General features: G+C 63.1%; 26 protein-coding genes and 1 pseudogene. 12 read left to right on the plus strand and 15 right to left on the minus strand.

Annotation, left to right across the window (positions count from 1 at the left end):
- The first annotated feature begins 36 nt into the window (after nucleotides 1–36).
- The 7 genes from VVT58_RS15570 (at nucleotide 37) to VVT58_RS15600 (ending at nucleotide 6,023) form a co-directional block, all read left to right on the plus strand.
- On the plus strand, nucleotides 37–2,727 hold the full coding sequence (locus VVT58_RS15570; RefSeq protein WP_327752918.1) for a hypothetical protein: 2,691 nt from the start codon (nucleotides 37–39) through the stop codon (nucleotides 2,725–2,727).
- A gap of 2 nt (nucleotides 2,728–2,729) precedes the next feature.
- Entirely contained in the window at nucleotides 2,730–3,269 is a 540-nt protein-coding gene (locus tag VVT58_RS15575) for a hypothetical protein (RefSeq protein WP_327752917.1), read from the plus strand.
- 108 nt (nucleotides 3,270–3,377) lie between these two features.
- The gene (locus tag VVT58_RS15580; protein ID WP_327752916.1) at nucleotides 3,378–3,674 is read left to right on the plus strand and encodes a hypothetical protein; all 297 of its coding nucleotides are present in this window, start codon (nucleotides 3,378–3,380) and stop codon (nucleotides 3,672–3,674) included.
- Nucleotides 3,675–3,680: 6 nt separating this feature from the next.
- On the plus strand, nucleotides 3,681–4,043 hold the full coding sequence (locus VVT58_RS15585) for a hypothetical protein (protein WP_327752915.1): 363 nt from the start codon (nucleotides 3,681–3,683) through the stop codon (nucleotides 4,041–4,043).
- Entirely contained in the window at nucleotides 4,040–4,792 is a 753-nt protein-coding gene (locus tag VVT58_RS15590; RefSeq protein ID WP_327752914.1) for a hypothetical protein, read from the plus strand. Before VVT58_RS15585 ends, VVT58_RS15590 begins: the two co-directional genes overlap by 4 nt.
- A 41-nt stretch (nucleotides 4,793–4,833) precedes the next feature.
- The gene (locus VVT58_RS15595; RefSeq protein ID WP_327752913.1) at nucleotides 4,834–5,394 is read left to right on the plus strand and encodes a glycoside hydrolase family protein; all 561 of its coding nucleotides are present in this window, start codon (nucleotides 4,834–4,836) and stop codon (nucleotides 5,392–5,394) included.
- Nucleotides 5,391–6,023 carry a hypothetical protein gene (locus VVT58_RS15600; RefSeq protein WP_327752912.1) on the plus strand — a complete coding sequence of 211 codons (633 nt, stop codon included), beginning with the start codon at nucleotides 5,391–5,393 and terminating at the stop codon, nucleotides 6,021–6,023. The genes VVT58_RS15595 and VVT58_RS15600 overlap by 4 nt, the downstream gene beginning before the upstream one ends.
- Before the next feature lie 109 nt (nucleotides 6,024–6,132).
- Here the strand turns inward: VVT58_RS15600 and VVT58_RS15605 are convergent, their stop codons facing one another.
- Nucleotides 6,133–6,318: a hypothetical protein gene (locus tag VVT58_RS15605; RefSeq protein ID WP_082748690.1), complete on the minus strand. Its 186-nt coding sequence runs from the start codon at nucleotides 6,316–6,318 to the stop codon at nucleotides 6,133–6,135.
- A gap of 112 nt (nucleotides 6,319–6,430) precedes the next feature.
- On the opposite strand from VVT58_RS15605, the gene VVT58_RS15610 reads away from it, so the two are divergent.
- A complete protein-coding gene (locus tag VVT58_RS15610) occupies nucleotides 6,431–7,102 on the plus strand; it encodes a S24 family peptidase (RefSeq protein WP_327752911.1) in 672 nt (223 codons plus the stop codon).
- An 11-nt stretch (nucleotides 7,103–7,113) separates the two neighbouring features.
- A complete protein-coding gene (locus VVT58_RS15615) occupies nucleotides 7,114–8,031 on the plus strand; it encodes an XdhC family protein (protein ID WP_327752910.1) in 918 nt (305 codons plus the stop codon).
- Between the two features lie 193 nt (nucleotides 8,032–8,224).
- Here VVT58_RS15615 and VVT58_RS15620 read toward each other — a convergent pair whose 3' ends face one another.
- From VVT58_RS15620 to VVT58_RS15635, 4 genes are all read right to left on the minus strand, one after another.
- Entirely contained in the window at nucleotides 8,225–8,410 is a 186-nt protein-coding gene (locus tag VVT58_RS15620) for a YbdD/YjiX family protein (protein WP_327752909.1), read from the minus strand.
- A complete protein-coding gene (locus VVT58_RS15625; protein WP_327752908.1) occupies nucleotides 8,407–10,455 on the minus strand; it encodes a carbon starvation CstA family protein in 2,049 nt (682 codons plus the stop codon). Before VVT58_RS15625 ends, VVT58_RS15620 begins: the two co-directional genes overlap by 4 nt.
- 102 nt (nucleotides 10,456–10,557) lie before the next feature.
- Entirely contained in the window at nucleotides 10,558–10,986 is a 429-nt protein-coding gene (locus VVT58_RS15630; RefSeq protein WP_327752907.1) for a DoxX family protein, read from the minus strand.
- Nucleotides 10,983–11,255: a pyridoxamine 5'-phosphate oxidase family protein gene (locus tag VVT58_RS15635; protein WP_327752906.1), complete on the minus strand. Its 273-nt coding sequence runs from the start codon at nucleotides 11,253–11,255 to the stop codon at nucleotides 10,983–10,985. Before VVT58_RS15635 ends, VVT58_RS15630 begins: the two co-directional genes overlap by 4 nt.
- A gap of 125 nt (nucleotides 11,256–11,380) precedes the next feature.
- Between VVT58_RS15635 and VVT58_RS15640 the strand changes: the two genes are divergently transcribed.
- The gene (locus VVT58_RS15640) at nucleotides 11,381–11,935 is read left to right on the plus strand and encodes a 2'-5' RNA ligase family protein (protein WP_327752905.1); all 555 of its coding nucleotides are present in this window, start codon (nucleotides 11,381–11,383) and stop codon (nucleotides 11,933–11,935) included.
- Nucleotides 11,936–11,941: 6 nt separating this feature from the next.
- Here the strand turns inward: VVT58_RS15640 and VVT58_RS15645 are convergent, their stop codons facing one another.
- The 10 genes and pseudogenes from VVT58_RS15645 to VVT58_RS15690 form a co-directional block, all read right to left on the minus strand.
- Nucleotides 11,942–12,244: an alkylphosphonate utilization protein gene (locus tag VVT58_RS15645; RefSeq protein WP_327752904.1), complete on the minus strand. Its 303-nt coding sequence runs from the start codon at nucleotides 12,242–12,244 to the stop codon at nucleotides 11,942–11,944.
- Between the two features lie 6 nt (nucleotides 12,245–12,250).
- Complete coding sequence (yihA, locus tag VVT58_RS15650; protein WP_327752995.1) at nucleotides 12,251–12,898, minus strand: ribosome biogenesis GTP-binding protein YihA/YsxC; 648 nt, start codon at nucleotides 12,896–12,898, stop codon at nucleotides 12,251–12,253.
- Nucleotides 12,899–12,923: 25 nt separating this feature from the next.
- A complete protein-coding gene (gene yidC, locus VVT58_RS15655; protein ID WP_327752903.1) occupies nucleotides 12,924–14,627 on the minus strand; it encodes a membrane protein insertase YidC in 1,704 nt (567 codons plus the stop codon).
- A 35-nt stretch (nucleotides 14,628–14,662) separates the two neighbouring features.
- Entirely contained in the window at nucleotides 14,663–14,875 is a 213-nt protein-coding gene (gene yidD, locus VVT58_RS15660) for a membrane protein insertion efficiency factor YidD (protein ID WP_082748686.1), read from the minus strand.
- 167 nt (nucleotides 14,876–15,042) lie between these two features.
- Nucleotides 15,043–15,390: pseudogene (rnpA, locus tag VVT58_RS15665) on the minus strand (ribonuclease P protein component); the annotation flags it as partial.
- 32 nt (nucleotides 15,391–15,422) lie between these two features.
- On the minus strand, nucleotides 15,423–15,557 hold the full coding sequence (rpmH, locus tag VVT58_RS15670; protein WP_021317369.1) for a 50S ribosomal protein L34: 135 nt from the start codon (nucleotides 15,555–15,557) through the stop codon (nucleotides 15,423–15,425).
- A gap of 358 nt (nucleotides 15,558–15,915) precedes the next feature.
- Nucleotides 15,916–16,686 carry a DsbA family protein gene (locus VVT58_RS15675; protein ID WP_327752902.1) on the minus strand — a complete coding sequence of 257 codons (771 nt, stop codon included), beginning with the start codon at nucleotides 16,684–16,686 and terminating at the stop codon, nucleotides 15,916–15,918.
- On the minus strand, nucleotides 16,683–18,053 hold the full coding sequence (locus VVT58_RS15680) for a M48 family metalloprotease (protein WP_327752901.1): 1,371 nt from the start codon (nucleotides 18,051–18,053) through the stop codon (nucleotides 16,683–16,685). Before VVT58_RS15680 ends, VVT58_RS15675 begins: the two co-directional genes overlap by 4 nt.
- Before the next feature lie 127 nt (nucleotides 18,054–18,180).
- The gene (gene ubiB / locus VVT58_RS15685) at nucleotides 18,181–19,722 is read right to left on the minus strand and encodes a 2-polyprenylphenol 6-hydroxylase (protein ID WP_066559939.1); all 1,542 of its coding nucleotides are present in this window, start codon (nucleotides 19,720–19,722) and stop codon (nucleotides 18,181–18,183) included.
- 126 nt (nucleotides 19,723–19,848) lie between these two features.
- On the minus strand, nucleotides 19,849–20,580 hold the full coding sequence (locus tag VVT58_RS15690; RefSeq protein WP_327752900.1) for a class I SAM-dependent methyltransferase: 732 nt from the start codon (nucleotides 20,578–20,580) through the stop codon (nucleotides 19,849–19,851).
- Between the two features lie 126 nt (nucleotides 20,581–20,706).
- On the opposite strand from VVT58_RS15690, the gene mutM reads away from it, so the two are divergent.
- Together mutM and rpsT are read left to right on the plus strand one after the other, a co-directional pair.
- Nucleotides 20,707–21,519, plus strand: coding sequence for a bifunctional DNA-formamidopyrimidine glycosylase/DNA-(apurinic or apyrimidinic site) lyase (gene mutM / locus VVT58_RS15695; RefSeq protein ID WP_327752899.1), 813 nt, complete (start codon nucleotides 20,707–20,709; stop codon nucleotides 21,517–21,519).
- Nucleotides 21,520–21,638: 119 nt separating this feature from the next.
- A complete protein-coding gene (gene rpsT / locus VVT58_RS15700; protein ID WP_066559930.1) occupies nucleotides 21,639–21,902 on the plus strand; it encodes a 30S ribosomal protein S20 in 264 nt (87 codons plus the stop codon).
- Nucleotides 21,903–22,345: the final 443 nt, after the last annotated feature.

A 22,345-nucleotide genomic window follows, 5' to 3' on the forward strand; every position in this document is an offset into this window, starting at 1 on the left:
TACGCCAGTCCCGCGCTGTTCCCTACCCGCTTCGAAGTGGGCGCGGACGCCTGGACTGAAATACGTGCGGGCGATCCCGCCACGGTCGCCTCTGTATCTTCGGCGTTGATCGTCACCGATGCGACTTATGGAAAGGTCTACCGGCCGACCGCTTGGACGGGCGCGGGCGCCAATGTCCTGACCAAGGGTCTCGTCCCCTTTGCGACCGGGCGCAAATATGAAGTCACCGCGACGTTCTTGGTTGATGCGGTGAGCGATGGCTCCGTGAGCATGAACCTGGTCGGCGCAATGCTGAAGGCCGATTACACCAACGCCACCAACGGGACGTCGCAGGGACCGGCCACTGCGGGGCTGACGCCCGGTTCCACCCTTCGCACCATCACTTCGATATTCGACATGGCGTCGGGTTTCGTCGGCGGCTCCGGGGCGCCCTCCAGCGACATGGCGTTCGTGCGCTTCGGCCTTCGTCTCGCCACGGCGGAAACCGCCCTCACGCTCTCGATCATAAGCCTTTCGATCAAGGACGTGACCGAGCGTGAAGCAGCCGCCGCGTCCGCTTCGGCGGCGGCGAGCAGCGCTTCTTCGGCATCGACGTCGGCAACCAACGCGGGCAATAGCGCCAGCGCCGCTCAGACCAGCGCCACCACGGCGACGACGAAGGCGACGGATGCTTCCAACAGCGCCACGGCGGCGGCCGGTTCTGCATCGAGCGCGTCGACCAGTTCGACCAATGCAGGATCCAGCGCGACCGCCGCTCAGAATAGTGCCACGTCAGCCGCAACACAGGCGGGCAACGCGGCGAGCAGCGCATCGGCCGCATCTGGCAGCGCGGCAAGCGCAAGCGGATCAGCGTCGGCGGCGGCCAATCAGGCGAGCTTGGCTGCGAATTACAGCGCAGCGGCGCAGACCGTGCAAGACACAAGCTGGCCCAATTATGTCGGCCCGATCGGCGGGAATAGCTATGACTATGCGGGCGACAACGCGACCAATTTCCAATTCAATTATGGCCCAAACAACACTTGGCCGCAGCCCTGGATAACGGCTCAGCCTGGAGGTTATGGCGGCACCTACAACCGCATCACCTTCAAGAAAGCCCGCCCCAAGGCGACGGGTCGACGCTATCGCGTGACTGGTTGGATTTATACCAACGCGACGAACCGCTCCAATGTCATAATGTGGTTGCTGGGGACCAACACCAACGATTGGGATGGGAGCGCGGTCTCGTTGACGGGTAGCGATTCCGTAACGCCCGCGGGTTGCATCAACTGGTCAGTTCCCGCCGCAGGTCAGTTCGTAAAGGTCGGGGTTGAATTTACGGTCCCGAGCGATTGGACCGTCAACAACTGGAAGCCCATTTTTGAGTTCCAGACGACGGGCGGTGCGCCAAACGGCATCTGGCACATGACCGGGATAACGGTCGAGGATGTCACCAGCGAATATGCCGCAGCGGCGTCCGCCTCTGCCTCGTCCAGTTCGGCAGCCGTCGCGAGTGCGAGCGCTGCGGCCGCCTCGACCTCCGCCACTGTCGCCGCCACCTATGGCGGGGGCGGTGGCAATCTGCTGCGTAACTCGTCGCTGCCGAATAAAGACACGAGCGGCTGGTCGACGGCGACCAACTACGGCAGCGGCACGCCCAACTATACTTATAGCGTGGACGGCGCGGGGGATGCTTGGCGGCCGCCAAATGAACATGTGATGGCGGTTTACCAAGTGGGCGGCGTCAGCGGCTCCTATGGTGAGTGGCAGGGCGTCGTTCCCGCCCAGGCGGGCAAGGTCTACGAAGCCTCCGTTTACACGGGTCTTCACCGATGCACGGGAAATATCTACCTGATCGCCCGCGATAGCGGCGGCGGCTGGCTGACGGTGCTTGGGCAGGCCATGAACGCCAGCAAGGCGGGCGGAACGGCGCTCGACGGCTACGATCGTCCGGCGATCAAGCTGACCGCGCCAGCGGGCACATATGACGTGATGCTCATGGTGCGAAAGGAGAACACCAATGCAGGTCAGGCGGACTCGTGGCTTTTCGCGACCAGGCCGCAGATCAAGGAAGTCAACGCCAACGCGACCGTGCCGACGCCCTATTCGCCGTCCGACAATAGGGCATCGGTCGAAGTAACGGCCGCTGCGGCTGCCGACGCCTACAACCGTACCCGCGCCTACTGGCAGGTCAATGCCGCCGTCCCTGGATCGCGCGCTCAACTCACGGTCTGGGCCGACAATGGCGGCGCGGGCGTCGACATCGTGGGCAATGTGGCGATCAGCGGCAACCTGATCACGGCAGGCACGATCAATGGGGTTCATCTTGCCGATCTTGCGGTTACGACGGCCAAGCTCGCCGCTAACGCCGCTACCGTTCCGTCATGGGCCTATACCGCCGCATCCATGGGGTTCGCTGAGGATGTCTGGTCCGATGTTCAGTCCCTCACGATCGGCACGGCTGGCGGCACGGTCCAACTTCTAGCCAATCTGATGGCGACCATCTTTCGCGCTGGCGGTGGCGTCGACAATCGGTTTCAGGTTCTGCGCGATGGCGCGGTGATCTTCGGGCCGGTGACGATGCCTGTCGTCGTGATCGGGTCGAACTCTGCCTACAGCGGCCCTGCCGCCTTCCAGATTTTGGACACGCCCTCGGCGGGTACGCACACTTACAAAATCCAATGCTACCGCGACACGGCAACATTCGACGTGGCGCACAGGACACTCGTCGCGACTGAGTTGAAGAGGTAAATATGCAAGAGTTTTTCATCCTTTATGACGTGGTTTCGGGCGAAGAGCTGATGCGCGGCTCCGGTCCGACTGGCACGGCCCGGCTCCAACCGCTCCACGCCAGCAGGGGCGTGGTGGTCATTTCGGCTGACGACTATGCGGCCCAGACGCCGGTTGATGCACTGCCCGTCGAAGGGCTGCGCGACAGCCTGTGGGAGTTCACCAAGATCATCCGGTCGCAAATGCTGGTCCGTGGCGCGCTTACGGATTGGGGCGTGGTGGATTCCGACGCGAACTCCATTCTCAATCTTCAAATGAAGGCTGGGGCAGCCATGTGGCTCCAGCATGAGGGTGACGCTGGCCCGATGCACTTCACGATGCATGATAATTCAGTTGTCGAGCTTTCGCCTGGCGACGTGCTGAAGCTCGCCGGGCAGGCCATGGGCTATCTCGACGGCATACATGAATATGCGCGGGGTCTGCGGATCAGCCTGGACGCTGCGCAGACGGCGCCGGAAGCGCTGGCCGTCGACGTGTTTCGCGGCTGGCCCGCTGTTCAATAGGAGCCGTCGATGACCTCGCCTTCCCTTTCAGAATTGGCAGCGCAATCCGCCGCGATCGAAGCCCATGACGCTGCAACTGATCCCCGCTTTTTTCAAAGGAGAATGTTCATGACTGATACCTCTAACAGCGCCATTGCCACGCTTCTGGCGCAGCGTGCCGAACTCGACCGCCAGATCGCGGTGGAAACTCTTGTGCCGCTCCAAGCCGCTCAGGCGGTCATGAACCGCCCCTCGACCGGAAAGATCGCTGACGATCTCGAAAAGCTGCGTGCTGATCTGCCGGAGGGCGAATTGGCCCACGAACAAGTGGGCAACGTGATCACTGTGATCCGAGCGGTCCAGGCCTTGATCGACCAGGAAGTGTCGCGGGTCGAGGCGATCACGCAGCCCAACGCAGCGGAATAACCCATCATGAACGTCCCCGCTGATTTTGGTGCATGGCTCCGATCGGCCTGCCTTGTCGCCACGGCCTCTTCAGCAGAGATCGAAGGGGCGTGGGGGCAGTTGGCGGCCGTTGGAGAGGTTGTCTCTCCGCTGGCCAATCAAGCCGATGCTGACGCGGAGGCGGCTAGGCAGCTCGTTCTTTTTGGCCAGCCGATGGTGGTCGAAGTCCTTCAGGTCGCGGGCTTGCGGATCGACCTTCTTTGTCGCGCCGTGAACCTGACCGCAGCGCGGCAGGGCTATCATGAGGGAGCTACCGTCTTCGTCATAGGCGTGAAGGAACAGGATGTGGTCGAACGGACCAATCTGACCGTGTTGAGGAAGCTCGCATGAGCGGGGTTCTGATCGTCAAGCCGTTGCCGATCGCGGCGGCTCCCGTCGTCGCAGGGTCCGGCGCCGACAATCTCCGCAGCTTTGATCCGAACGAGGCGTGGATCGCGCCATCCACCGCGCCGGTAACAGTGGACATCGACATGGGCGCGGCGGTGACGGTCGACAGCTTCTATCTCGGCTATACCAATGCCGCTGTAGCCGCGACCTGGACGATAGCGTCGGGGACCGGCCTGGGCACCGGCCTTGCCGTCATAAAAGCGGTCGGGCCGATGCGCGCCGCCGACAGCGAAGGTCCGCGCCACCACGCCTTTGCCCGCCTCGCGGAGCCGGTCACGGCGCGCTATTTCCGCCTTACGCTCACCCAAGCGGGCGCCACCGCACTCTATGCAGGCGCGCTGGTGATCGGCTCGGCCTTCGAGAAACACCGGGAGTTGGGCGGAGGCCGGACGCCGGTCGATACTGGCACTCGCCAAGACCTTCCCGGCGGTGGGTTCGGTACGGGCGACGGCGTGGTGAAGGCGGCCTTTTCCTGTTCGTTCGTCGATCTGACGGATGCAGAGCTTGCCCGGCTATGGTCGATCGCCAAGGATCGCGGCTTGCGCAAGCCGGTCCTGTTGGTGGAAGATGCGGACACTCCCGTCGGTCTGAACGATGCTATTCACTATGGCACGTTCGATCGCTTCCAGGCATATGAGGAAACCGATCCGGACGCCGCCCGATGGGCTTGCGCCCATGTAGAGTGGGCTTGATGTCCCTCGGGGGAACTCAAGGAAATGCCCTCGGGCGGCCCATGCCGTCCTTCATGGCAAACTCTGCACCCAAGAAAACGCTGGCTGTTCTTTTGGGCAGCGCCGTTGCTGCCACCGCCCTGACGGCGGACATCAAACTATGGGAGGGGTCGAAGAATGTTGGCTACCTCGATATCGCGAAAATTCCGACCAAATGCTCTGGCGATACAACCGATGTCGTCGTCGGAAAGCTCTACACCGACGCCGAATGCGCCGCGAGTCTCGACAAGCAGGCGATCGTTCATGTCGACGGCGTCCTTCAGTGCGCCCCTGGCCTTGCTGGTCGCCCTCAACTGATCCGGGCATCCGGACTGATGGCTTATAACGTCGGCATTGCCGCATGGTGCGACTCGACGGCTGGAAAGCGATTCAAGGTCGGGGACTGGCTAGGCGGCTGCCTCGCCACCGGCCCCTATTTCACAGTGCTGCGTAAGGACGGCGCTACCGTCGTCACGAGCGGGTTCATCAACTCCCGCATCAATGGCAAGCTCCAGCCGGTAGACGGCCTGATCTTCCGCCGCACCTATGAAATGACCGTCTGCCTTCGGGGTCTGATCGCGTGATCGCCGCCATCATTCGCTTCAGCGGGTTGGCGCGCGCCGCGTTCGGGTGGATCGCTGACCGCCCATACCTGATGGGCATGATTGCTCTGGCCATTGTCGCTGGCTGGCGTGGTGTGGAGTTGCGCAAGGCAAAGGCGGAGATCGGCGTCCAGACGGCCAAGGCAACGCAGTGGAAAGGCGATTTCCTCACCCAACGGGAGGAGATGCGGAAGTTCGCGGCACTGGTCCGCGCAGCCCGCATTCAGGCGGCCAAGGATGATGTCGCCAACGTCAAACGGGTCGAAGGGGAATGGTCGACCAAGCTGGAGAAACGGTCCAATGCCTATCAATCGTCTCTTGCCGCTGCCCTTGCTGATGCTGATCGCCGCATGCGGAGTGGCGGGGCAGCCTCGGGTGGAGAAAGCCTTGCCGGTGGTAGCGGATCAGCGGAACTGCCCCGCCTTTCCATCATGCCCAGCGGACCTCTGTCAGCCGGTGGAGCCGCTATCATTTCAAGAGCCGACGCGCTGAATTGCGTGGCGCGCGGCAAGCGCCTGGAGGCGCTCATTGCGGCATGGAAGGATGCCGCATCGATCGACGTCAACGGGGCAACAAAAAAGGCGCCTGAAGCGCCCCTGCAACTGCCCTGAACTGCTCTTTCTCATCGTAGTTTTTGTCGCGAATTTTTGTCGTCAATTTTTGTCGCGCTACAACCATTTCGGACCAGATTTGCCTTGGCGGCGTTCATGTCGATGCTTGTCATTGGCTGACGCTCCTGCGATATGTGTTCATGAAATGTTCTACGCGTCTCCTCATTCTGTCGCCCGGTTCGCGCCCCTTGCGCAGGTCGAAGACCAGCCGTGGGTCGCGAACGCTCTCGCGGCCAAATCTGGTCGCCGGGATAGCATTTTCTCGCAGAAATTTTTCGACGGCACGCAACAGCATCGTCCTGTTTCTCCTCTGTCGATTCGATTCGCCCCCTGCGAATCCGGAAGACATTTTCTTGTTGCCCTATTTCCTACTTGTCTAGGAAAATTCCTATCATTATGGATGAAATATGGTCGGTAACGGAGAAGATCCACGCATCGTGCTGGAACGGCTGATTGCCGAGCGGGGGGACAGCTATTCCGACCTCTCGCGCCTGCTCAACCGCAATCCGGCCTATATCCAGCAGTTCATCAAACGCGGCACGCCGCGTAAGCTGGACGAGGAGGACCGGCGCATATTGGCCCGCTATTTCGGCGTGGCGGAGGAGATGCTGGGCGGATCGACCGTGCGGGGGACATCGCCGGTCAAGCTACGGTCCTTGCCTTCGGTCGTGACCGTGCCGCGCCTGTCCCTGGGTGCGTCCGCCGGGCCGGGATCGCTGGACGAAGATGAGCGGACGACCGGCGTGATGGCGTTCGACGCCAACTGGCTGCGCCATCTGGGCGTCCGGCCGCAAAAAATATCGATCATCCGCGTCGACGGCGAATCCATGGCGCCGACGCTGAGCGACGGCGATGAGATCATGGTCGATCATGATGACGACGCGGCGCGGCTGCGCGATGGCGTCTATGTGTTGAGGCTCGACGAGGTGCTGATGGTGAAGCGGGTTGCCATGGGACCGCGCCGGGGCTTTTTCTCTGTCCTTAGCGACAATCCCCATTATCCCGACTGGATCGATATCGACCCGGCGCTGGTCGTGATCGTGGGACGGGTGGTATGGACCGGAAGACGGCTGGTTTAGGAGGCGGGATTTTGAACGACAATGGCGCGGTCATCCGCAAGGCCAGGGAATGGCGCGGCGCGCGATTGGCGCTGGCGACGGTCGTGTCGACCTGGGGATCGGCGCCCCGGCCGCGTGGCAGCCATATGGTCGTGCATGAGGATGGCCGCTTCGAAGGCAGCATATCGGGGGGATGCGTCGAAACCGACTTGCTCCAGCGCGCTGCCGAAGTGATCGCCGGGCGTCCGGCCCATCTGGAAATTTATGGCGTGGCCGATGGAGACGCCTGGGCCGTCGGCCTGCCCTGCGGCGGGGAGATCAGCGTGCTGGTCCAGCCGGTCGGCCCGGATGGCTTCGATGCGGCGCTGTTCGATCGGATCGACACGGCAAGCGAGAAGGGCAGGGCGCTGACCTTGTCGACCGACCTGGCAACCGGCCTGACGCGGGAAGGCGCGATCGAGGGGCAGTTCCACAACCGCTACGATCCGCCGCGCCGGGTGCTGATCGTTGGTGCGGTGCAGATCGCCCAGTCGTTGAGCGCGCTGGCGCAGGCGATCGGCGTCACGCCGGTCGTCATCGATCCACGCGGCCGTTTTCTGACGGAGGAGCGATTCCCAGGCGTCGAATTGGACGATCGCTGGCCCGATGAAGCTGTCGCCGCCCGCTTTCCCGGCGAATCGACGGCGGTGGTGACGCTCAGCCATGACATCAAGATCGACGATCCGGCGCTGGCCGCCGCGTTACGCGCGCCGACGGGCTATATTGCCGCGCTGGGATCGCGCAAAAGCCATGCGGCGCGGCTGGAACGGTTGACCGCCATGGGCTTTTCGCCGGAGGATCTGGCGCGCATAGATGGTCCCGCTGGCCTCGACATAGGCGCGATCGGCGCCGCGGAAATCGCGCTGTCGATCGCCGCCGGCATGATCGCGGGCTTCAACGTCACGCGCTGAAAATCCACCCTATCGCGAAGCGGGCGGGGAGGGGAAAGGACGCTGTGTCCTAGGGTCAATCGACATTCAGATGATGACGTGCCGAAAATGGTGGTTTTTCGTGATCTGGAGCGCAGCGTACTAAAAGTACGTGAGCACCGGAAGCACGGAAAAGCGCCATTTGCAGGCCGTCAGGGCTGAATGTCGATTGGCCCTAACAGCACTTCCCCCCATTCTTTCCCCCATAGCGCGCCTCCTGCCGCTCCCGGAAAAAGGCGGTTCGATCCATCGGATCATGCTTGGGATGATGCTCCTGCATATGCCGCAAATAGACGTCATAATCCGGCACTCCAACCATCATGCGCGCCATCTGCCGCAGTCGGAGGAGAAAGACGCTCATTCCGCCGGCACCAGTCGCGCCGGAATTTCCCGAGCAGTGGGCGCCGTCACCTTCCGCGCCGCCAGACAGGTTCGGATGGTGAAGAACAGCACGGCCAGCACCACGAACAGGAAGATCGCCACCAGCCCGGCGTCGACCCGGTCGTTGAAGATGATCTGCCGCATCTCCGCCATCGACTTGGCCGGCGCCAGCACCTGACCCTCGTCCGCCGCCGCGCCGAATCTGGCCGCATGCGCCAGGAACCCCAGCTTGGTATCGGCCGAGAATAGCTTCAGGAACCCCGCCGACAGGGTGCAGATCAACAACCAGGCCGTCGGCACCAATGTCACCCAGGCGAACCGATCCCGCTTCATCCGGAACAGCACCGCCGTCCCCAGCATCAGCGCGATCGCCGCCAGCATCTGGTTGGAGATGCCGAACACCGGCCAGAGCGTGTTCACCCCGCCCAACGGATCGGTCACGCCCTGATAGAGAAAGAAGCCCCAGGCCGCGACGGTCAGCGCCGTCGCGACGATCCCTGGCGCCATGCTCTTCGTCTCCTTGAACCCCGGCACCAGCAGCGCGATCAGATCCTGCAGCATGAAGCGTCCGGCGCGGGTGCCCGCGTCCACGGCGGTCAGGATGAACAGCGCCTCGAACAATATCGCGAAATGATACCAGAAGGCCTTCATCGCTGGCCCGCCCACGACATGGGAGAATATCTCCGCCATGGCCACCGCCAAAGTCGGCGCGCCGCCCGCGCGGGATATGATGCTATGCTCGCCCACATCCTTCGCGGTCTGGAGGATCAGGTCGGGCGAGATCGGGAAACCCATTGCCGTCACCGCCGCCGCCGCGCTCGCCGCATCCTTGCCGATCACGGCGGCCGGGCTGTTCATCGTGAAGTAGATGCCTGGGTCGAGGATCGACGCGCCGACCAGCGCCATGATCGCCACGAAAGCCTCCATCAGCATCGCGCCATAGCCGATCATCGGCGCATGCGCCTCGCTGGCGATCAGCTTGGGCGTGGTGCCGCTGGCGATCAGCGCATGGAAGCCGGACACTGCTCCGCAAGCGATGGTGATGAACAGGAAGGGGAACAGCCCGCCCGCCCAGACCGGCCCATTGCCGTTCACGAACTGGGTGACGGCGTGCATTTTCAGCGGCGGCGCCATGATGACGATCCCGATCGCCAATGCCGCGATCGCCCCGATCTTGAGGAAGGTCGACAGATAATCCCGCGGCGCCAGCAACAGCCACACCGGCAGCACCGAAGCCACCGCGCCATAGCCGATCAGGATCCAGCAGAGCTGCACCGGCGTGAAGGTGAACACCGGAGCCCAGACCGGCGATTGCGCGATGCTCTGCCCATAGACGATCGCCGCCAGCAGCCCGACCAGTCCCAGCAGCGAGACTTCCCCGATCCGCCCCGGCCTGATCCAGCGCGTATAAGCGCCCATGAACATGGCGAGCGGCACGGTAGCCGCCACTGTGAACATGCCCCATGGACTCTCCGCCAGCGCCTTGACCACGATCAGCGCCAGCACGGCGAGGATGATGACCATGATCATGAAGGCGCCGAACAGGGCGATGGCGCCCGCGACCTGCCCCATTTCCATGCGGATCAGTTCGCCCAGCGACTTGCCGTCGCGTCGCATGGAGATGAACAGCACCATGAAATCCTGCACCGCGCCCGCCAGCACGACGCCCGCAATGATCCAGAGCGTGCCGGGCAGATAGCCCATCTGCGTCGCCAACACTGGCCCCACCAGCGGCCCCGCGCCCGCAATCGCCGCGAAATGATGCCCGAACAGCACCGTCCGATCCGTCGCGACATAGTCCAGCCCATCGGCCCGCCGGATCGCGGGCGTGGGCCGCGATGGGTCCAGCCGCATCACATTCTGCGCGATATAGAGCGCATAATAGCGATAGGCGACGAGGAAGCTGCTCACCGCCGCCACCACGATCCACAGCGCATTGACCGCTTCGCCGCGCGATACGGCAACGACCGACAGCGCCACCGCACCGACGATCGCGATCATTATCCATGGAATATGCCGGGTCATCACTCTCTCTGGCCGCCTGCTCGTCCGAAGGCCGCCACAGTAAAGCCGCGCCTTGCAAAGACAATCGTCTCTTGCACCGCGCCTTCCCTTCGGGCGAGGGGCTTAATGTCTCCAATCACCCCTGAACGGCCAATTCACCACCCCGCTCGCCCAAAGCGCCCACCAGATGATCACCGGCTGCACCGCCAACCGCGGCCCATGATACCACCAGCTTAAATGCACCCCGCTCAAGGCAATATCGTCCAGCGCATGGTGGAAATTCGCCGGCCAGACGCACAGCGCATACAGGGCCAGTCCAATCCCTGCCGCCTTGCGCAGCGCCGGGATCATCAACCCGACCGCCCCCGCAATTTCCGCCGCTCCGGTCAGCGCCACCACCATCTCCGGCGCCGGCACCCAGCCAGGCGTGATCGCGACGAAGCCGCCGGGCCGGGCCAGATGCGCTACCCCGGCCAATCCGTAAGCCGCCGCCAGAACGATCCGCCCGATCCGTCTTCCCCGCCCTTCCGGCACCGCGCGGTCGAATGTCATCCAAGCTCCATTTCAGCCTCATTCTCGCCGTCCCAGACATGGGCGCGTTCGGCATGGACCCTTATCATCACCAGGCCCGGCGTGTCCGGTCCTTCCTCGAACCAACCTTGCAGATCGCTGTTCCAATGCGCTTGGATCGCATCGCGGTCGCGGATCAGGTCGGCGCGGCCCTCCACGGCGATGAACAGCGGGTTCTGCTTGAGCAACCCTGTGCGCCCCTGAAAGGACAGGCCGACGCGTGGATCGCGCTCGATATCCTTGACCATCATCGTCCACTCTCCTTGTCCCATTTTGCCCAAACGCATGAAATCATGGGCGGCTCCCGCAGATTCGCCTTGCGGGAAAAAAGAACATATCATGAACAAATAGTATCGAGTCGCATGGAGCAAATGCCATGGAAAGCCGGTCCACCCAGACCCTCTTCCGCCTCTTCTTCGCGTTGAAGCCCAGCCCGCTGATCGCGCGCCAGACAGATCATTTCGCTGAAACCATCGCCCAGGGCGCCCGGCGCATTGCCGTGGATCATCAACATGTGACGCTGGCGATCAGCAGCGATTATGTCGACTATCCCTATGCGGTCATCAAGGCGCTGATGCGTGCCGGGACGGGCGTGATGGCCGAACCCTTCGACCTGCGGCTGGACCAGCTCAGCATCGGCAATCGCTCGGCGGCTCTGCGCCCGTCGCATGCCGTGCCGCTGCTGAATGCGCTGCAAAGGCAGATCGTGGCCGGTATGAAAGGGGCAGGGGTGATGCTGCGGCCCGGCTGGAGCTTCAGCCCGCACCAGACGCTGTTCTACCTGAACGGCCGATCAGAGGTGCGCCCCGTTGACGGGTTCAGTTGGCATGTCGACCAGTTCATGCTGGTGTGCAGCCATGTCGGCCGCACCCATCATGAAACGCTGGCGACCTGGGGATTGAACGGCAGCGGGCAATATAGCCTGTTTTGATGGGAGTCAGCGTTTGCGCACAAATTCTGCGCGCAGCACCAGCCCCTTGATGCCGTCATAGCGGCAGTCGATTTCCTGGGGATCGCCGGTCAGGCGGATCGACTTGATGAGCGTCCCGCGCTTGAGCGTCTGTCCCGCGCCCTTGACGGTCAGATCCTTGATCAGCGTCACCTGATCGCCATCGGCCAGCAGATTGCCGACCGCATCACGAACCTCGATGCTGTCGGCGGCGTTGGCCTTGGAACTTGCCTCGGCCGCGCTGATCCATTCGCCGCTGGCTTCGTCATAGATGTAATCGTCGTCGGTCATGGCGGCTTATCCTTGCATCACGCTTTCCAGCACAGCCGCGCGCAGTTCCGCTATGCCCATGCCCTTGTCGCTCGATGTGGCGATGATGTCGGGATGGGCGGCAGGCCGCTTGCGAATGGCCTCCGCGACAGCTTGGGAGACGTCGGCCAGATGGCTGGCCTTCACCTTGTCCGTCTTGGTCAGCACGATGCGATAGCTGACCGCCGCCGCATCCAGCATGTCGAGAATGTCGGTATCGGCATCCTTGATCCCATGACGGCTGTCGATGAGCACCAGCGTGCGCTTGAGCTTCGCCCGCCCGCGCAGATAGTCGTTCACCAGGAAGCGCCACTTGCGGACCATATCCTTGGGCGCCTTCGCATAACCATAGCCCGGCATGTCGACCAGCCGGAACCGCAGCGGATCGCCGACGTCGAAGAAATTCAGCTCCTGCGTCCGCCCCGGCGTGTTGGAAGTCCGCGCCAATCCGTTGCGATTTGTCAGCGCATTCAGCAGCGAGGATTTGCCGACATTGGACCGGCCCGCGAACGCGACCTCATTCACCGCCATGTCCGGCAGGAATTTGAGGTCGGGCGCGGATTTGAGGAAGGCGATCGGTCCGGCAAAGACCTTGCGCGCTTCCTCGATCAGATCGGCCTGTTCCTGTTCGGTCAATTCGGAGGTCACTGAGATTGCAGCCTTATTTCGCGGTCGCTGCGCTGAGCTGCGGGTGACGCTTGTAGAGGAACCACTGCTGCAACATCGACAGGCAGTTGTTGGTGATCCAGTAGACCAGCAGGCCCGCCGCGAAGGGCGCCATGATGAACATCATCATCCACGGCATGATCGCGAACACCTGCTGCTGCATCGGGTCCATCTGCGCCGGGTTCAGCTTGAACTGGAAATACATGCTGATGCCGAGCAGCAGCGCCAGCAGGCCGATGCCGAGGAAAGCGGGTGGCGTGAAGGGCAGCAGGCCAAAGAGATTGACGATGTGCAGCGGATCGGGCGCAGAGAGATCCTTGATCCACAGCACGAAGGGCTGGTGGCGCATTTCGATCGTCAGCTGCAACACCTTGTACAGCGCGAAGAAGATCGGAATCTGAATGAAGATCGGCAGGCAGCCGGCGAGCGGGTTCACCTTCTCGCGCTTGTAAAGTTCCATCATCTCCTGCTGGAGCTTCTGCTTGTCGTCCTTATGCTTCTCCTGCAGCGCCTTCATCTTGGGCTGCACGGCGCGCATCGCCGCCATGCTGGCGAACTGGCGCTGGGCGACGGGGAACATCAGGCCGCGCACCACGAAGGTCAGGCAGATGATCGCCACGCCGAAATTGCCGATGACGGTGAACAGCCAGTGCAGCAACGCGAAGATCGGCTGTTCGAACCAGTAGAACCAACCCCAGTCGATCGCCCGGTCGAACAGCGGCACGCCCGCCCGCTCATAGGCTTGCAGCGTCTTCACTTCCTTGGCGCCGACGAACAGCCGGTTGGTCTGCGTCACCGCCTTGCCGGGCGCGAGCATCACGGGAGCCAGCGACACGTCGGTCTGGAACTGCGTCCCCGCACCCTTGCGCATCTGGCCGGAGAAGGCGGTCTTCTGATCAGGCACCAGCGCGGACAGCCAATATTTGTCGGTAAAGCCGATCCAGCCGCCAGTCGACTGGAAGCTCTGGCTCGCCGGTCCTTTGGCCAGATCCTTGTAATTCACGTCATAATTGGCCGCGCCGTTGAACACGCCCATCGGGCCGACGTGAATCGTCCAGGTGTCGGGATCGACCGAAGGATGCGCCCGGCTGACATAGCCATAGCTTTTCACGCCCACCGCGCCGACGCTGCTGTTCGACACCTTCTGCTGCGCGGTGATCATGTAATTTTCGTCGATCGAATAGCGAATCTCGAAGGTCTGGCCCGCGCCATTGTTCCACGTCAGCGTGACGGGGCTGGTCGGGGTTAGCTCCTTGCCGTTCGCTGTCCAGGCGCTGCTGCCATCGGGCGTCTTTACCCCTTCGCCCTGCCAGCCGAAGCCCGCGAAATAAGCGTCCTTCGTGCCGCTGGGGCTGTAGAGGCGGATCGCGGGCGAATCCTTGGCGATGGTTTCCTTGTAGGTCGGCAGCACGATGTCATCGATGCGCGCGCCCTTGAGGTTGATCGAGCCGGTGATCTTGGGCGTGCGGATCGGGATACGCGGGCTGTCCTTCAACACCAGCGCCAGATCGCGGACCGCGGCGGAGCCTTCGGCCGCCGGAGTGGAGCCGGAGGGCGTCAGCGGCGTGGTCTTGCCGCTTTCGACCTTGGTCGCGGGCGGATTGGCGGCGGGGAAGAAATGTTTGGTGACATAGGGCCAGCCGAACAGGATCGCCGCGGTCAGCAGCACCGCCAGAATGATATTCTTCTTGTCGTCCACGCTTGTCGGCTCCGCCGTATCTTTTGAAATCTGTGTCAGGGGACCGGGTCGTAACCCGAACCGCCCCAAGGGTGGCATCGCATTAGCCGCTTCGTGGCCAGCCAGCTACCCTTCACCGCACCATATTTGCGGATCGCCTGAATGGCATATTCCGAACAGGAGGGGGCATAGCGGCAACTGGGCGGTAAAATGCGCGAAGGACCAAGCTGCCAGAAGCGCGCTATCAGGATGAGGATGCGCCCGATCAAGGCTTTTCCGCTCCATTTTCCTGCGAAGGCACTGGAGCGAGACCGGCTCGCGGCGGCCCGGTTCGGTCGTCGCCTGGAATCGCTGTGTCTGGACCAGGCTCTCCCGAGCCGACGGTTTCGGTCGGGTGCTTTCGCAAAAGCGCCTTATTCTTCGGTGCAGAAGGCCGCCCCTTCCTGCGCGGCGCCTCGCCAACAGGCCGGCTCATCACCTTGCGCAGCGCCTTCTCCATCTCGCCACGGAGCAGGCCGAAATCGCGCTCGATCCCCTCAGCGCGTCCGATGAGCACATGGTCGGCCCCCGGCACGCCAAGCGCGGGCAGCAGTTCCCGCGCCAGGACGCGAAAACGGCGCTTCATCCGGTTGCGGATGACAGCGCCGCCAATCTTTTTCGTGACCGTGATGCCGATGCGCATCGCCGGATCGCCATCGCCACGTTCGCGCACCAGCAGGACAAAGCCCGGCATGGGGGCGCGCCGTCCGCGATTCGCCGCCAGAAAATCGGCGCGCCGTGCCATGACGGCAGGCGCGCTCGCTAGCGGCGCGTCGTTCAGGCGCTCAGGCTCTTGCGGCCGCGCGAACGGCGTGCGCGGATCACATTGCGGCCGCCGGGAGTCGCCATGCGGGCGCGGAAACCGTGACGGCGCTTCCGAACCAGATTGCTCGGCTGAAAGGTGCGCTTCATCGTTCATTCCTCAAAATACTAAAAGAATCAGGCGTGACAAAAAAGGGCCGCCGTTGGGCGACCGCATGTCAGGGGGCGTCCGATAGGCAAAAGGCATGGCCGAGTCAATGGCGGAGGAGGCAGGAGGTCATGGTTTTGAAGATGGTGGAGCGGAATGTCCGTTCTTGGTCAGTACGGGACATTAGGCGCAACGCGTTCCTGCGCAGGCAGGAACCCAGTTCAGGCCGTGCGATGATCCACTGACGACGGGACTGAGCCGTCGCGAGCCGCGGGTCTCGCTCCAGTGCCTTCGCAGCAGTACGTTGCGTTTCTGGGAAACGGCGCAAGCAGAATGTCCGCCCCCACCCAAAACCGCCGCCTATTTCCCCCGCGCCGCGCTCACCGCCGCCTGCAGCGCATCATAACCCACAGCCCCGTTCAGAACCTGTCCCCCGATCACGAAGGTCGGCGTGCCGGACGCCTGCAGCTTCTGCGCCAGCGCGATATTCGACTGGATCTCCGCATTATATTTGCTGTCCGCAATGGCCGCTTCCGCCGCCCTGGCGTCGATGCCGACCTTCGCCGCCGCAGCCAGGATCGTCTCGCGCGTCACTTTCCCGGCGGCGTAAAGCGCCCGGTGATAGGGCATATATTGGTTCTTCTCCGCCGCCAGCAGCGACACCTTCGCGGCATTGATGCTCTCGTCGGACAGAATCGGCAGTTCGCGATAGACGACCTTGACCCCCTTGTCCTCACCCACCAGCTTGGCGAGATCGGGGAGCGAAGCCCGGCAATAGCCGCAGGCATAGTCGAAAAACTCGACCACAGTTACATCGCCCTTGGCCGCGCCCTCCCATGCCCCGGCATAGGGCGTTTCGATGGTCTGGCGGCTGGCGTCGATCGTGCCGGCCATCCGCTTGGTCTGCAATTTCTCAACCGCCTGCGGAATGATCTCGGGATGCTCCAATATATAGTCGTGGACGATCTGCTCGATCGCAGCCTTGTCGCTCGCATCCACGCGGCCAGTGCTCTGCGTGCCTAGCGCAGCGCCGGTCGCGGTGACGGCGATAAAGGCGAAAACGCCAAGGGTCATCAATATGGTCCTGTTGGAAAGCGCCGCACGAAAGCCGGGTCGCGAATTTTCGGTCATTTTTTCTTTCGCTTCTGTTCGACGGCGGCGCGGGAGACCATGGCGATATCCTGTGCGCGCAGATAGTCAACCGTGCCTGGCTTCAACCCCTGCATCGCGGCGTCGGCGCTGCGCAGCGCCATCTGGTCCTCGCCTATCATCGAATAGCGCTCCGCCGTCGCCAGCGCCGCGCGGGGCAAGTCGCCGCGATGCTCGTAAACGACGCCCAATTGATACCAGGCGAAGGGATTTTCCCGGTCCCGCGCTATGGCGTTGCGCAAGACCTTTTCCGCTTCCGCGAAATTCGCGTCATTCTCCGTCGCGATCAGCGCATGGCCGAGCAGGGTGGCGATCAGCGGCTGGTTGGTAAGCTGCACCGCTTCCCGCAATGGCGGAATGGCATCGGCGGGCTTGCCGCTTTCCAGCAGCACCTGCCCCTTCAACTCCAGAAAATAGGGATCGTGCGGCACGGCTGTCAGCAGCGCGTCGACCTCCGCCAGCGCCTTGTCCGGATAGGCGCTCTTATGCCAGGCATAGGCGCGGGCATAATGGGCCGGGATCGACTGGTCGCTTTCGGGATATTTGATGAGGGTCTGATTGGGCTCCGATACGAAGCCGACCAGCTTCGCCTTGATCCGCTCGAACCGCGCCTCCAGCTTCGGGTCGATCGGCTTGTCCCAGGCGGGATCGACGCTATAAACCTCCCGCAGCACATTGATGCGTTCGCCCGACAGCGGGTGGGTGCGGCCGTAACTGTCGTCCTGCGGGATGGCGAGGCGATATTCCTGGTTCTGCAGCTTCTTGAAAAATTCCAGGCTGCCCTTGCCCGAAATTCCGGCCTTACTGAGATAACGCGCCCCGGCCAGATCGGCGGAGCTTTCCTGCGCGCGCGAAAAGGCGAGGAACTTGCCCATCGCCGCCTGCTGCCCCATGCCCAAAATGCCCATGCCCGCTTCCGCGCCGCCCGCCGCGATCGCCGCAGCGCCCAGAACCAGACTGAGCAGGGTGATGCCGGTCGCCTCCTTCATCCCTTCGCCATAGCGGATGACATGGCCGCCCTCGATATGGCCGATTTCGTGCGCGACCACGCCCTGCACCTGGTTCACATTGTCGGCCGCGGCGATCAGCCCGCTATGCACCCAGACATATTGGCCGCCCGCGACGAAGGCATTGATATCCGGGTCATTGATCACCAGCACCTGGACATTGCGCGGCTCCATGCCCGCCGCTTTGGCCAAGGGCGCGGACATGTCGGCCATGAACGCCTCGGTTTCCGCGTCCCGCAAAATCTGCTGTGCCGCCGCCGGGCGCGCCAGCAAGGCGAGTGACGCCACGGCAATGGCGGCGACGCGAAGCCAGCGGGCGTTCATGCGATCATGGTTCGGCATGCGAGGGCGGTCCGGGGCAGGGGAAGAGGCTCCATCGCTGACTGTCAATGCCTTGAACGGGATGAACGGTAACTGAAAGGATATATGTAGCCTATTATCAACGTCCACCTCTGGCCGAAAACAACCCCTACAGAAAGGACGTCACCGCCGCCATGGCGCCAGCCCCGATCGCTCCGGCCAGCAACGCCACCACCACATAGCGCCACCCGGCCCCGACCCGGATCAGCCGCACCTCCGGCAAAGGCGGCGGCGGCGGCGCGCCACCCTTTTCGGGGAAAGCCTCCTCGATCCGCTTCACCAGTCCCGGCAGGCGCTGCAAAATCCGCCAATTTTCGATCAGCGCGTCGGCCGCCTTCGCCTCCGGCCCCAGTTCCGACCGCAGCCATTCCTTCACATAAGGCCCGCTCGTCTCCCACAGGTTGATGTCGGGATCGAGCGAGGTCGCCACGCCCTCCACCATCACCATGGTCTTTTGCAGCAGCAGCAGATGCGGCTGGGTCTGCATGTCGAAATCGCGGGTGATCGCGAACAGCCCGTCCAGCATGCCGCCGACCGACAGCTCGCGCACCGGCTTGCCGCGCATCGGCTCGCCCACGGCCCGCAGAGCCGTCGCGAACTCCTCGACATTATGATGGCCCGGCACATATTGCGCCTCGAAGTGGATTTCCGCCACGCGCTTATAGTTGCCGGTGATGAGGCCATAGAGAATCTCCGCCAGCCACATGCGCGCGCGCCGGTCGATCCGCCCCATGATGCCGAAGTCGATGGCGACGATATCGCCATTGGCGGTCACGAACAGATTGCCCTGATGCATGTCGGCATGGAAGAAGCCCTCGGCAATCGCCTGCCGCAGGAAAGCATTCACCAGCCGCGACGCGATCTCCTTCACATCATGCCCGGCGGCGATCAGCGCGTCCCGATCGGAGATCTTGACCCCGTCGATCCATTCCATCGTCATGACCTTGCCGCTGGTGCGGTCCCAGTCGATGGCGGGCACGCGATAGCCGGGCATCGCCTCCATCGCCTCGCCCAATTCGGAGGCGGAGGCCGCCTCGCGCCGCAGGTCGAGTTCCCGCGCCGTCCAACGCTTCATGTTCGCGATGACGAGCCGGGGCCGCAGCCGCGCCAGTTCGCCGCCCAGCATCTCGACATGGGCGGCGGCCCATTCATAGGTCTGGATGTCGCGATTGAACTGATCGGTGACGCCGGGGCGGATCACCTTGACCGCGACGTCGCGCCCCTGCGTCGTGACCGCCCGATGCACCTGCGCGATGGAGGCCGCGCCCACCGGCTCCTCATCGAAGCGGCTGTACAGCGCCTCCAGCGGTCGCCCGAAACTCTGCTCGATCTGCGCCTTGATGGTCGCAAAGGGCACGGGCGGCAGCGCGTCCTGCAAGCGCAGCAGATCATTGGCGGCCTCGTCGCCTACCAGATCGGGCCGCGTCGCCAGCGTCTGCCCCAGTTTGATCGCCGCCGGGCCGATGGACTGAAAGGCGTCGGCATAGCGTGGTTGCCTGGGCACGCGCGCGCCGAAACGCGCCACCTTGATCAGCCGCCGCACTGGCGTCGGGGTCAAGGGATCGCGCTCAATTCCCCGCAAGGCTCCATGGCGCGCTAGGATACGGCTCCACTTAACCAGCCGCCAGATATGCGTGATATGGGAGGCCACGTTACTTGCTCCCCTCCCCTGAAGGGGAGGGGTTGGGGGTGGGGGAGTGCCCCAAGCGCTGTGCAAAATGGATGGCTCCCACCCCAACCCCTCCCCTGAACGGGAGGGGCTTTACTTGCCTGCCCATCAAATCTTCCAGCCGCTATGGATTGCGACCAGCCCGCCGAGAATCGGCTCGACCTTGGTCTGCACGAACCCGGCTTCCCGGATCATCCGTTCGAACTCCGGCATGGTCGGGAAGCGCCGGATCGATTCGATCAGGTAACGATAGCTGTCCTCATCGTCCGCCAGCAGCTTGCCGAGCTTAGGCACCAGCCGATGCGAATAGACGTCATAGACATCCGAAAAGCCCGGCCAGGTCGTGGTGGAAAATTCGAGGCAGAAGAAGCGCCCGCCAAATTTCAGCACCCGATGCGCTTCCCGCAGCGCCTTGTCGATATGCGTCACGTTCCGGATGCCGAACGCGATCGTATAAGCGTCGAAAGCGCGATCCCCGAAGCTCAACTCTTCCGCATTCTGCTCCGACCAGATCAGACCTTCATAGCCTTTCTTCTGCGCCCGTTCGACGCCCACGGCCAGCATTTCGGGGTTGATGTCCGACACCGTGACCCGCGCGCCATGCTTGTGCATCCGGAAAGCAATGTCCCCGGTGCCGCCCGCCATGTCGAGAATCTGCTCGTCCCGCCGTGGCTTCACGCGATTGACGAACTGGTCCTTCCACAGCCGATGCGCGCCCGCCGACATGGCGTCGTTCATCAGATCATATTTGGACGCCACGTTGGAGAAGACGGCGCGGACCATCCCCTGTTTGTCGGTGGCTTCGACATCGCGATAGCCAAAGGAAGCGGTTTCACTCATGGGCGCACGCTCTAGAGCATTTTCTTGAGGAGAGGAAACATCTGAGATCAGCTAAAATGTCCGGGGAGCGGCGCATGCATCAAGTCGCCTGTTGCCCGGCCGGTTGACGCACGACATAGAAAGGCCATGCCCGAACTCCCCGAAGTCGAAACCACGGTCACGGGCCTCCGCTCGGTTCTTGAGGGCGCCGTCCTTACCCGTGTCGAGCCGCGCCGCGCCGACCTGCGCTTCCCGATTCCCGTCGATTTGCGCCAGCGCCTGACCGGCGCCACAGTCACGGCGCTGGCCCGCCGCGCCAAATATGGCCTGATCGACACCGACCGGGGCGACACGCTGATCTTCCATCTCGGCATGTCCGGCCGCTGGCGAATCGACCCGGCGGAGATCGGCGCGCACGACCATCTGCTGATCGAGACTTCGGGCGGGCGATTGCTCTCCCTCAACGATCCCCGCCGCTTCGGCTCGCTCGATCTCGTCCGCAGCGAGGTTTGGGAAAGCTATAGCCCGTTCACCCGCATGGGGCCGGAACCATTGGGCCCGGACTTCACCGCCGCCGCCCTGGCGGCCAGGCTCCATGGCAAGGCGACCTCGATCAAGGCCGCGCTGCTCGATCAGCGCATCGTCGCGGGTCTGGGCAATATCTATGTCTGCGAAGCGCTCAACATGGCGGGCATCGCCCCGACCCGCGAAGCGGGCAGGATCAGCCGCCCGCGCCTTACTTTGCTGGTCGAGGCGATTCGCGAGGTGCTGACCGCCGCCATTGCCGCTGGCGGCTCCACTTTGCGCGACTATGCGCGGCCCGATGGGGAGCTGGGCTATTTCTCCAAACAATGGCGGGTCTATGGCCGCGAAGGGCAGCCATGCCTTTGCGGCACGCTCATAAGCCGCCGGGTGGATGGGGGCAGATCGACCTTTTTCTGCCCGAAATGCCAGCGATAGCGGGGCGTTCAGCGGTTGACGCCCCTCATGATCCCCTGTAAGGGGCGCACCTTCACAGGGCTGGCTGGCGATTCCCGGCGGGCCTTTTCATGAGATTTGACGAGAACCGAGGACAGTAAATGGCCAATACGCCGCAAGCCAAGAAGCGCATCCGCCGCAACGCCCGCCGCGCCGAAATCAACGGCGCCCGCATCAGCCGGATTCGCACCCTGGTGAAGAAGGTCGAAACCGCCCTCGCCGCCGGCGACAAGGCGGCTGCGACCACGGCGCTTCAGTCGGTCCAGCCGGAACTCGCGCGTGGCGTGGCCCGCGGCGTGCTGCACAAGAATACTGCGGCTCGCAAGTTCGGCCGCCTGACGAAGCGCGTCGGCGCGCTGGGCTAAGCCCCAGCCACTTTCAAACTCGTCAGAAGAAATACGCCCGCCCCGCGATTCTCAGCGGGGCGGGCTTTTTCATGTTTCGTTCACCAAAGGGTCATTTTGGAGGAAGCGCCTATTTCCGGCGATTCTCTCTCGATTCGAGACAGGTGGCGGTCAAGATGATCTATTAAGTATCTGATATATATAGAAATTTATTCAAACCGGCCTTTTCTGCGGGTTTGCCGAGTCAACGGCTTTATTTCACATTTTTGACTGGCAGTGCCCTTGATCCGGCGATGCAGGCCTGTCTATTTTGATCCTCCGGCTGCCACTCGAATCGAATTTCCGGCGGCCATCAGAAGGTTAGTTGATGCACGAAACTCGGGAAGGCGGGGCTTTTCCGGAACGGGTTTCTGCGTCGCATCGCCCCTGCCTATGGGGGTGCAGTTGATGGGGGTCGACTGTTT

The sequence above is a fragment of the Sphingobium sp. SJ10-10 genome (genome assembly GCF_036038995.2).
Classification (GTDB): Bacteria; Pseudomonadota; Alphaproteobacteria; order Sphingomonadales; family Sphingomonadaceae; genus Sphingobium.

What these genes read in the sequence shown, in the direction of transcription:
- mutM (WP_327752899.1), top strand. Translation starts at nt 20,707, where the DNA reads ATGCCCGAACTCCCCGAAGTCGAAACCACGGTCACGGGCCTCCGCTCG.
- VVT58_RS15620 (WP_327752909.1), bottom strand. Translation starts at nt 8,410, where the DNA reads ATGAGCGTCTTTCTCCTCCGACTGCGGCAGATGGCGCGCATGATGGTT.
- VVT58_RS15575 (WP_327752917.1), top strand. Translation starts at nt 2,730, where the DNA reads ATGCAAGAGTTTTTCATCCTTTATGACGTGGTTTCGGGCGAAGAGCTG.
- VVT58_RS15610 (WP_327752911.1), top strand. Translation starts at nt 6,431, where the DNA reads ATGGTCGGTAACGGAGAAGATCCACGCATCGTGCTGGAACGGCTGATT.
- VVT58_RS15630 (WP_327752907.1), bottom strand. Translation starts at nt 10,986, where the DNA reads ATGACATTCGACCGCGCGGTGCCGGAAGGGCGGGGAAGACGGATCGGG.
- VVT58_RS15645 (WP_327752904.1), bottom strand. Translation starts at nt 12,244, where the DNA reads ATGACCGACGACGATTACATCTATGACGAAGCCAGCGGCGAATGGATC.
- VVT58_RS15590 (WP_327752914.1), top strand. Translation starts at nt 4,040, where the DNA reads ATGAGCGGGGTTCTGATCGTCAAGCCGTTGCCGATCGCGGCGGCTCCC.
- VVT58_RS15675 (WP_327752902.1), bottom strand. Translation starts at nt 16,686, where the DNA reads ATGACCGAAAATTCGCGACCCGGCTTTCGTGCGGCGCTTTCCAACAGG.
- VVT58_RS15605 (WP_082748690.1), bottom strand. Translation starts at nt 6,318, where the DNA reads ATGCTGTTGCGTGCCGTCGAAAAATTTCTGCGAGAAAATGCTATCCCG.
- rpmH (WP_021317369.1), bottom strand. Translation starts at nt 15,557, where the DNA reads ATGAAGCGCACCTTTCAGCCGAGCAATCTGGTTCGGAAGCGCCGTCAC.
- VVT58_RS15595 (WP_327752913.1), top strand. Translation starts at nt 4,834, where the DNA reads ATGCCGTCCTTCATGGCAAACTCTGCACCCAAGAAAACGCTGGCTGTT.
- VVT58_RS15690 (WP_327752900.1), bottom strand. Translation starts at nt 20,580, where the DNA reads ATGAGTGAAACCGCTTCCTTTGGCTATCGCGATGTCGAAGCCACCGAC.
- VVT58_RS15585 (WP_327752915.1), top strand. Translation starts at nt 3,681, where the DNA reads ATGAACGTCCCCGCTGATTTTGGTGCATGGCTCCGATCGGCCTGCCTT.
- VVT58_RS15580 (WP_327752916.1), top strand. Translation starts at nt 3,378, where the DNA reads ATGACTGATACCTCTAACAGCGCCATTGCCACGCTTCTGGCGCAGCGT.
- VVT58_RS15635 (WP_327752906.1), bottom strand. Translation starts at nt 11,255, where the DNA reads ATGATGGTCAAGGATATCGAGCGCGATCCACGCGTCGGCCTGTCCTTT.
- VVT58_RS15680 (WP_327752901.1), bottom strand. Translation starts at nt 18,053, where the DNA reads ATGCCGAACCATGATCGCATGAACGCCCGCTGGCTTCGCGTCGCCGCC.
- rpsT (WP_066559930.1), top strand. Translation starts at nt 21,639, where the DNA reads ATGGCCAATACGCCGCAAGCCAAGAAGCGCATCCGCCGCAACGCCCGC.
- VVT58_RS15625 (WP_327752908.1), bottom strand. Translation starts at nt 10,455, where the DNA reads ATGACCCGGCATATTCCATGGATAATGATCGCGATCGTCGGTGCGGTG.
- VVT58_RS15640 (WP_327752905.1), top strand. Translation starts at nt 11,381, where the DNA reads ATGGAAAGCCGGTCCACCCAGACCCTCTTCCGCCTCTTCTTCGCGTTG.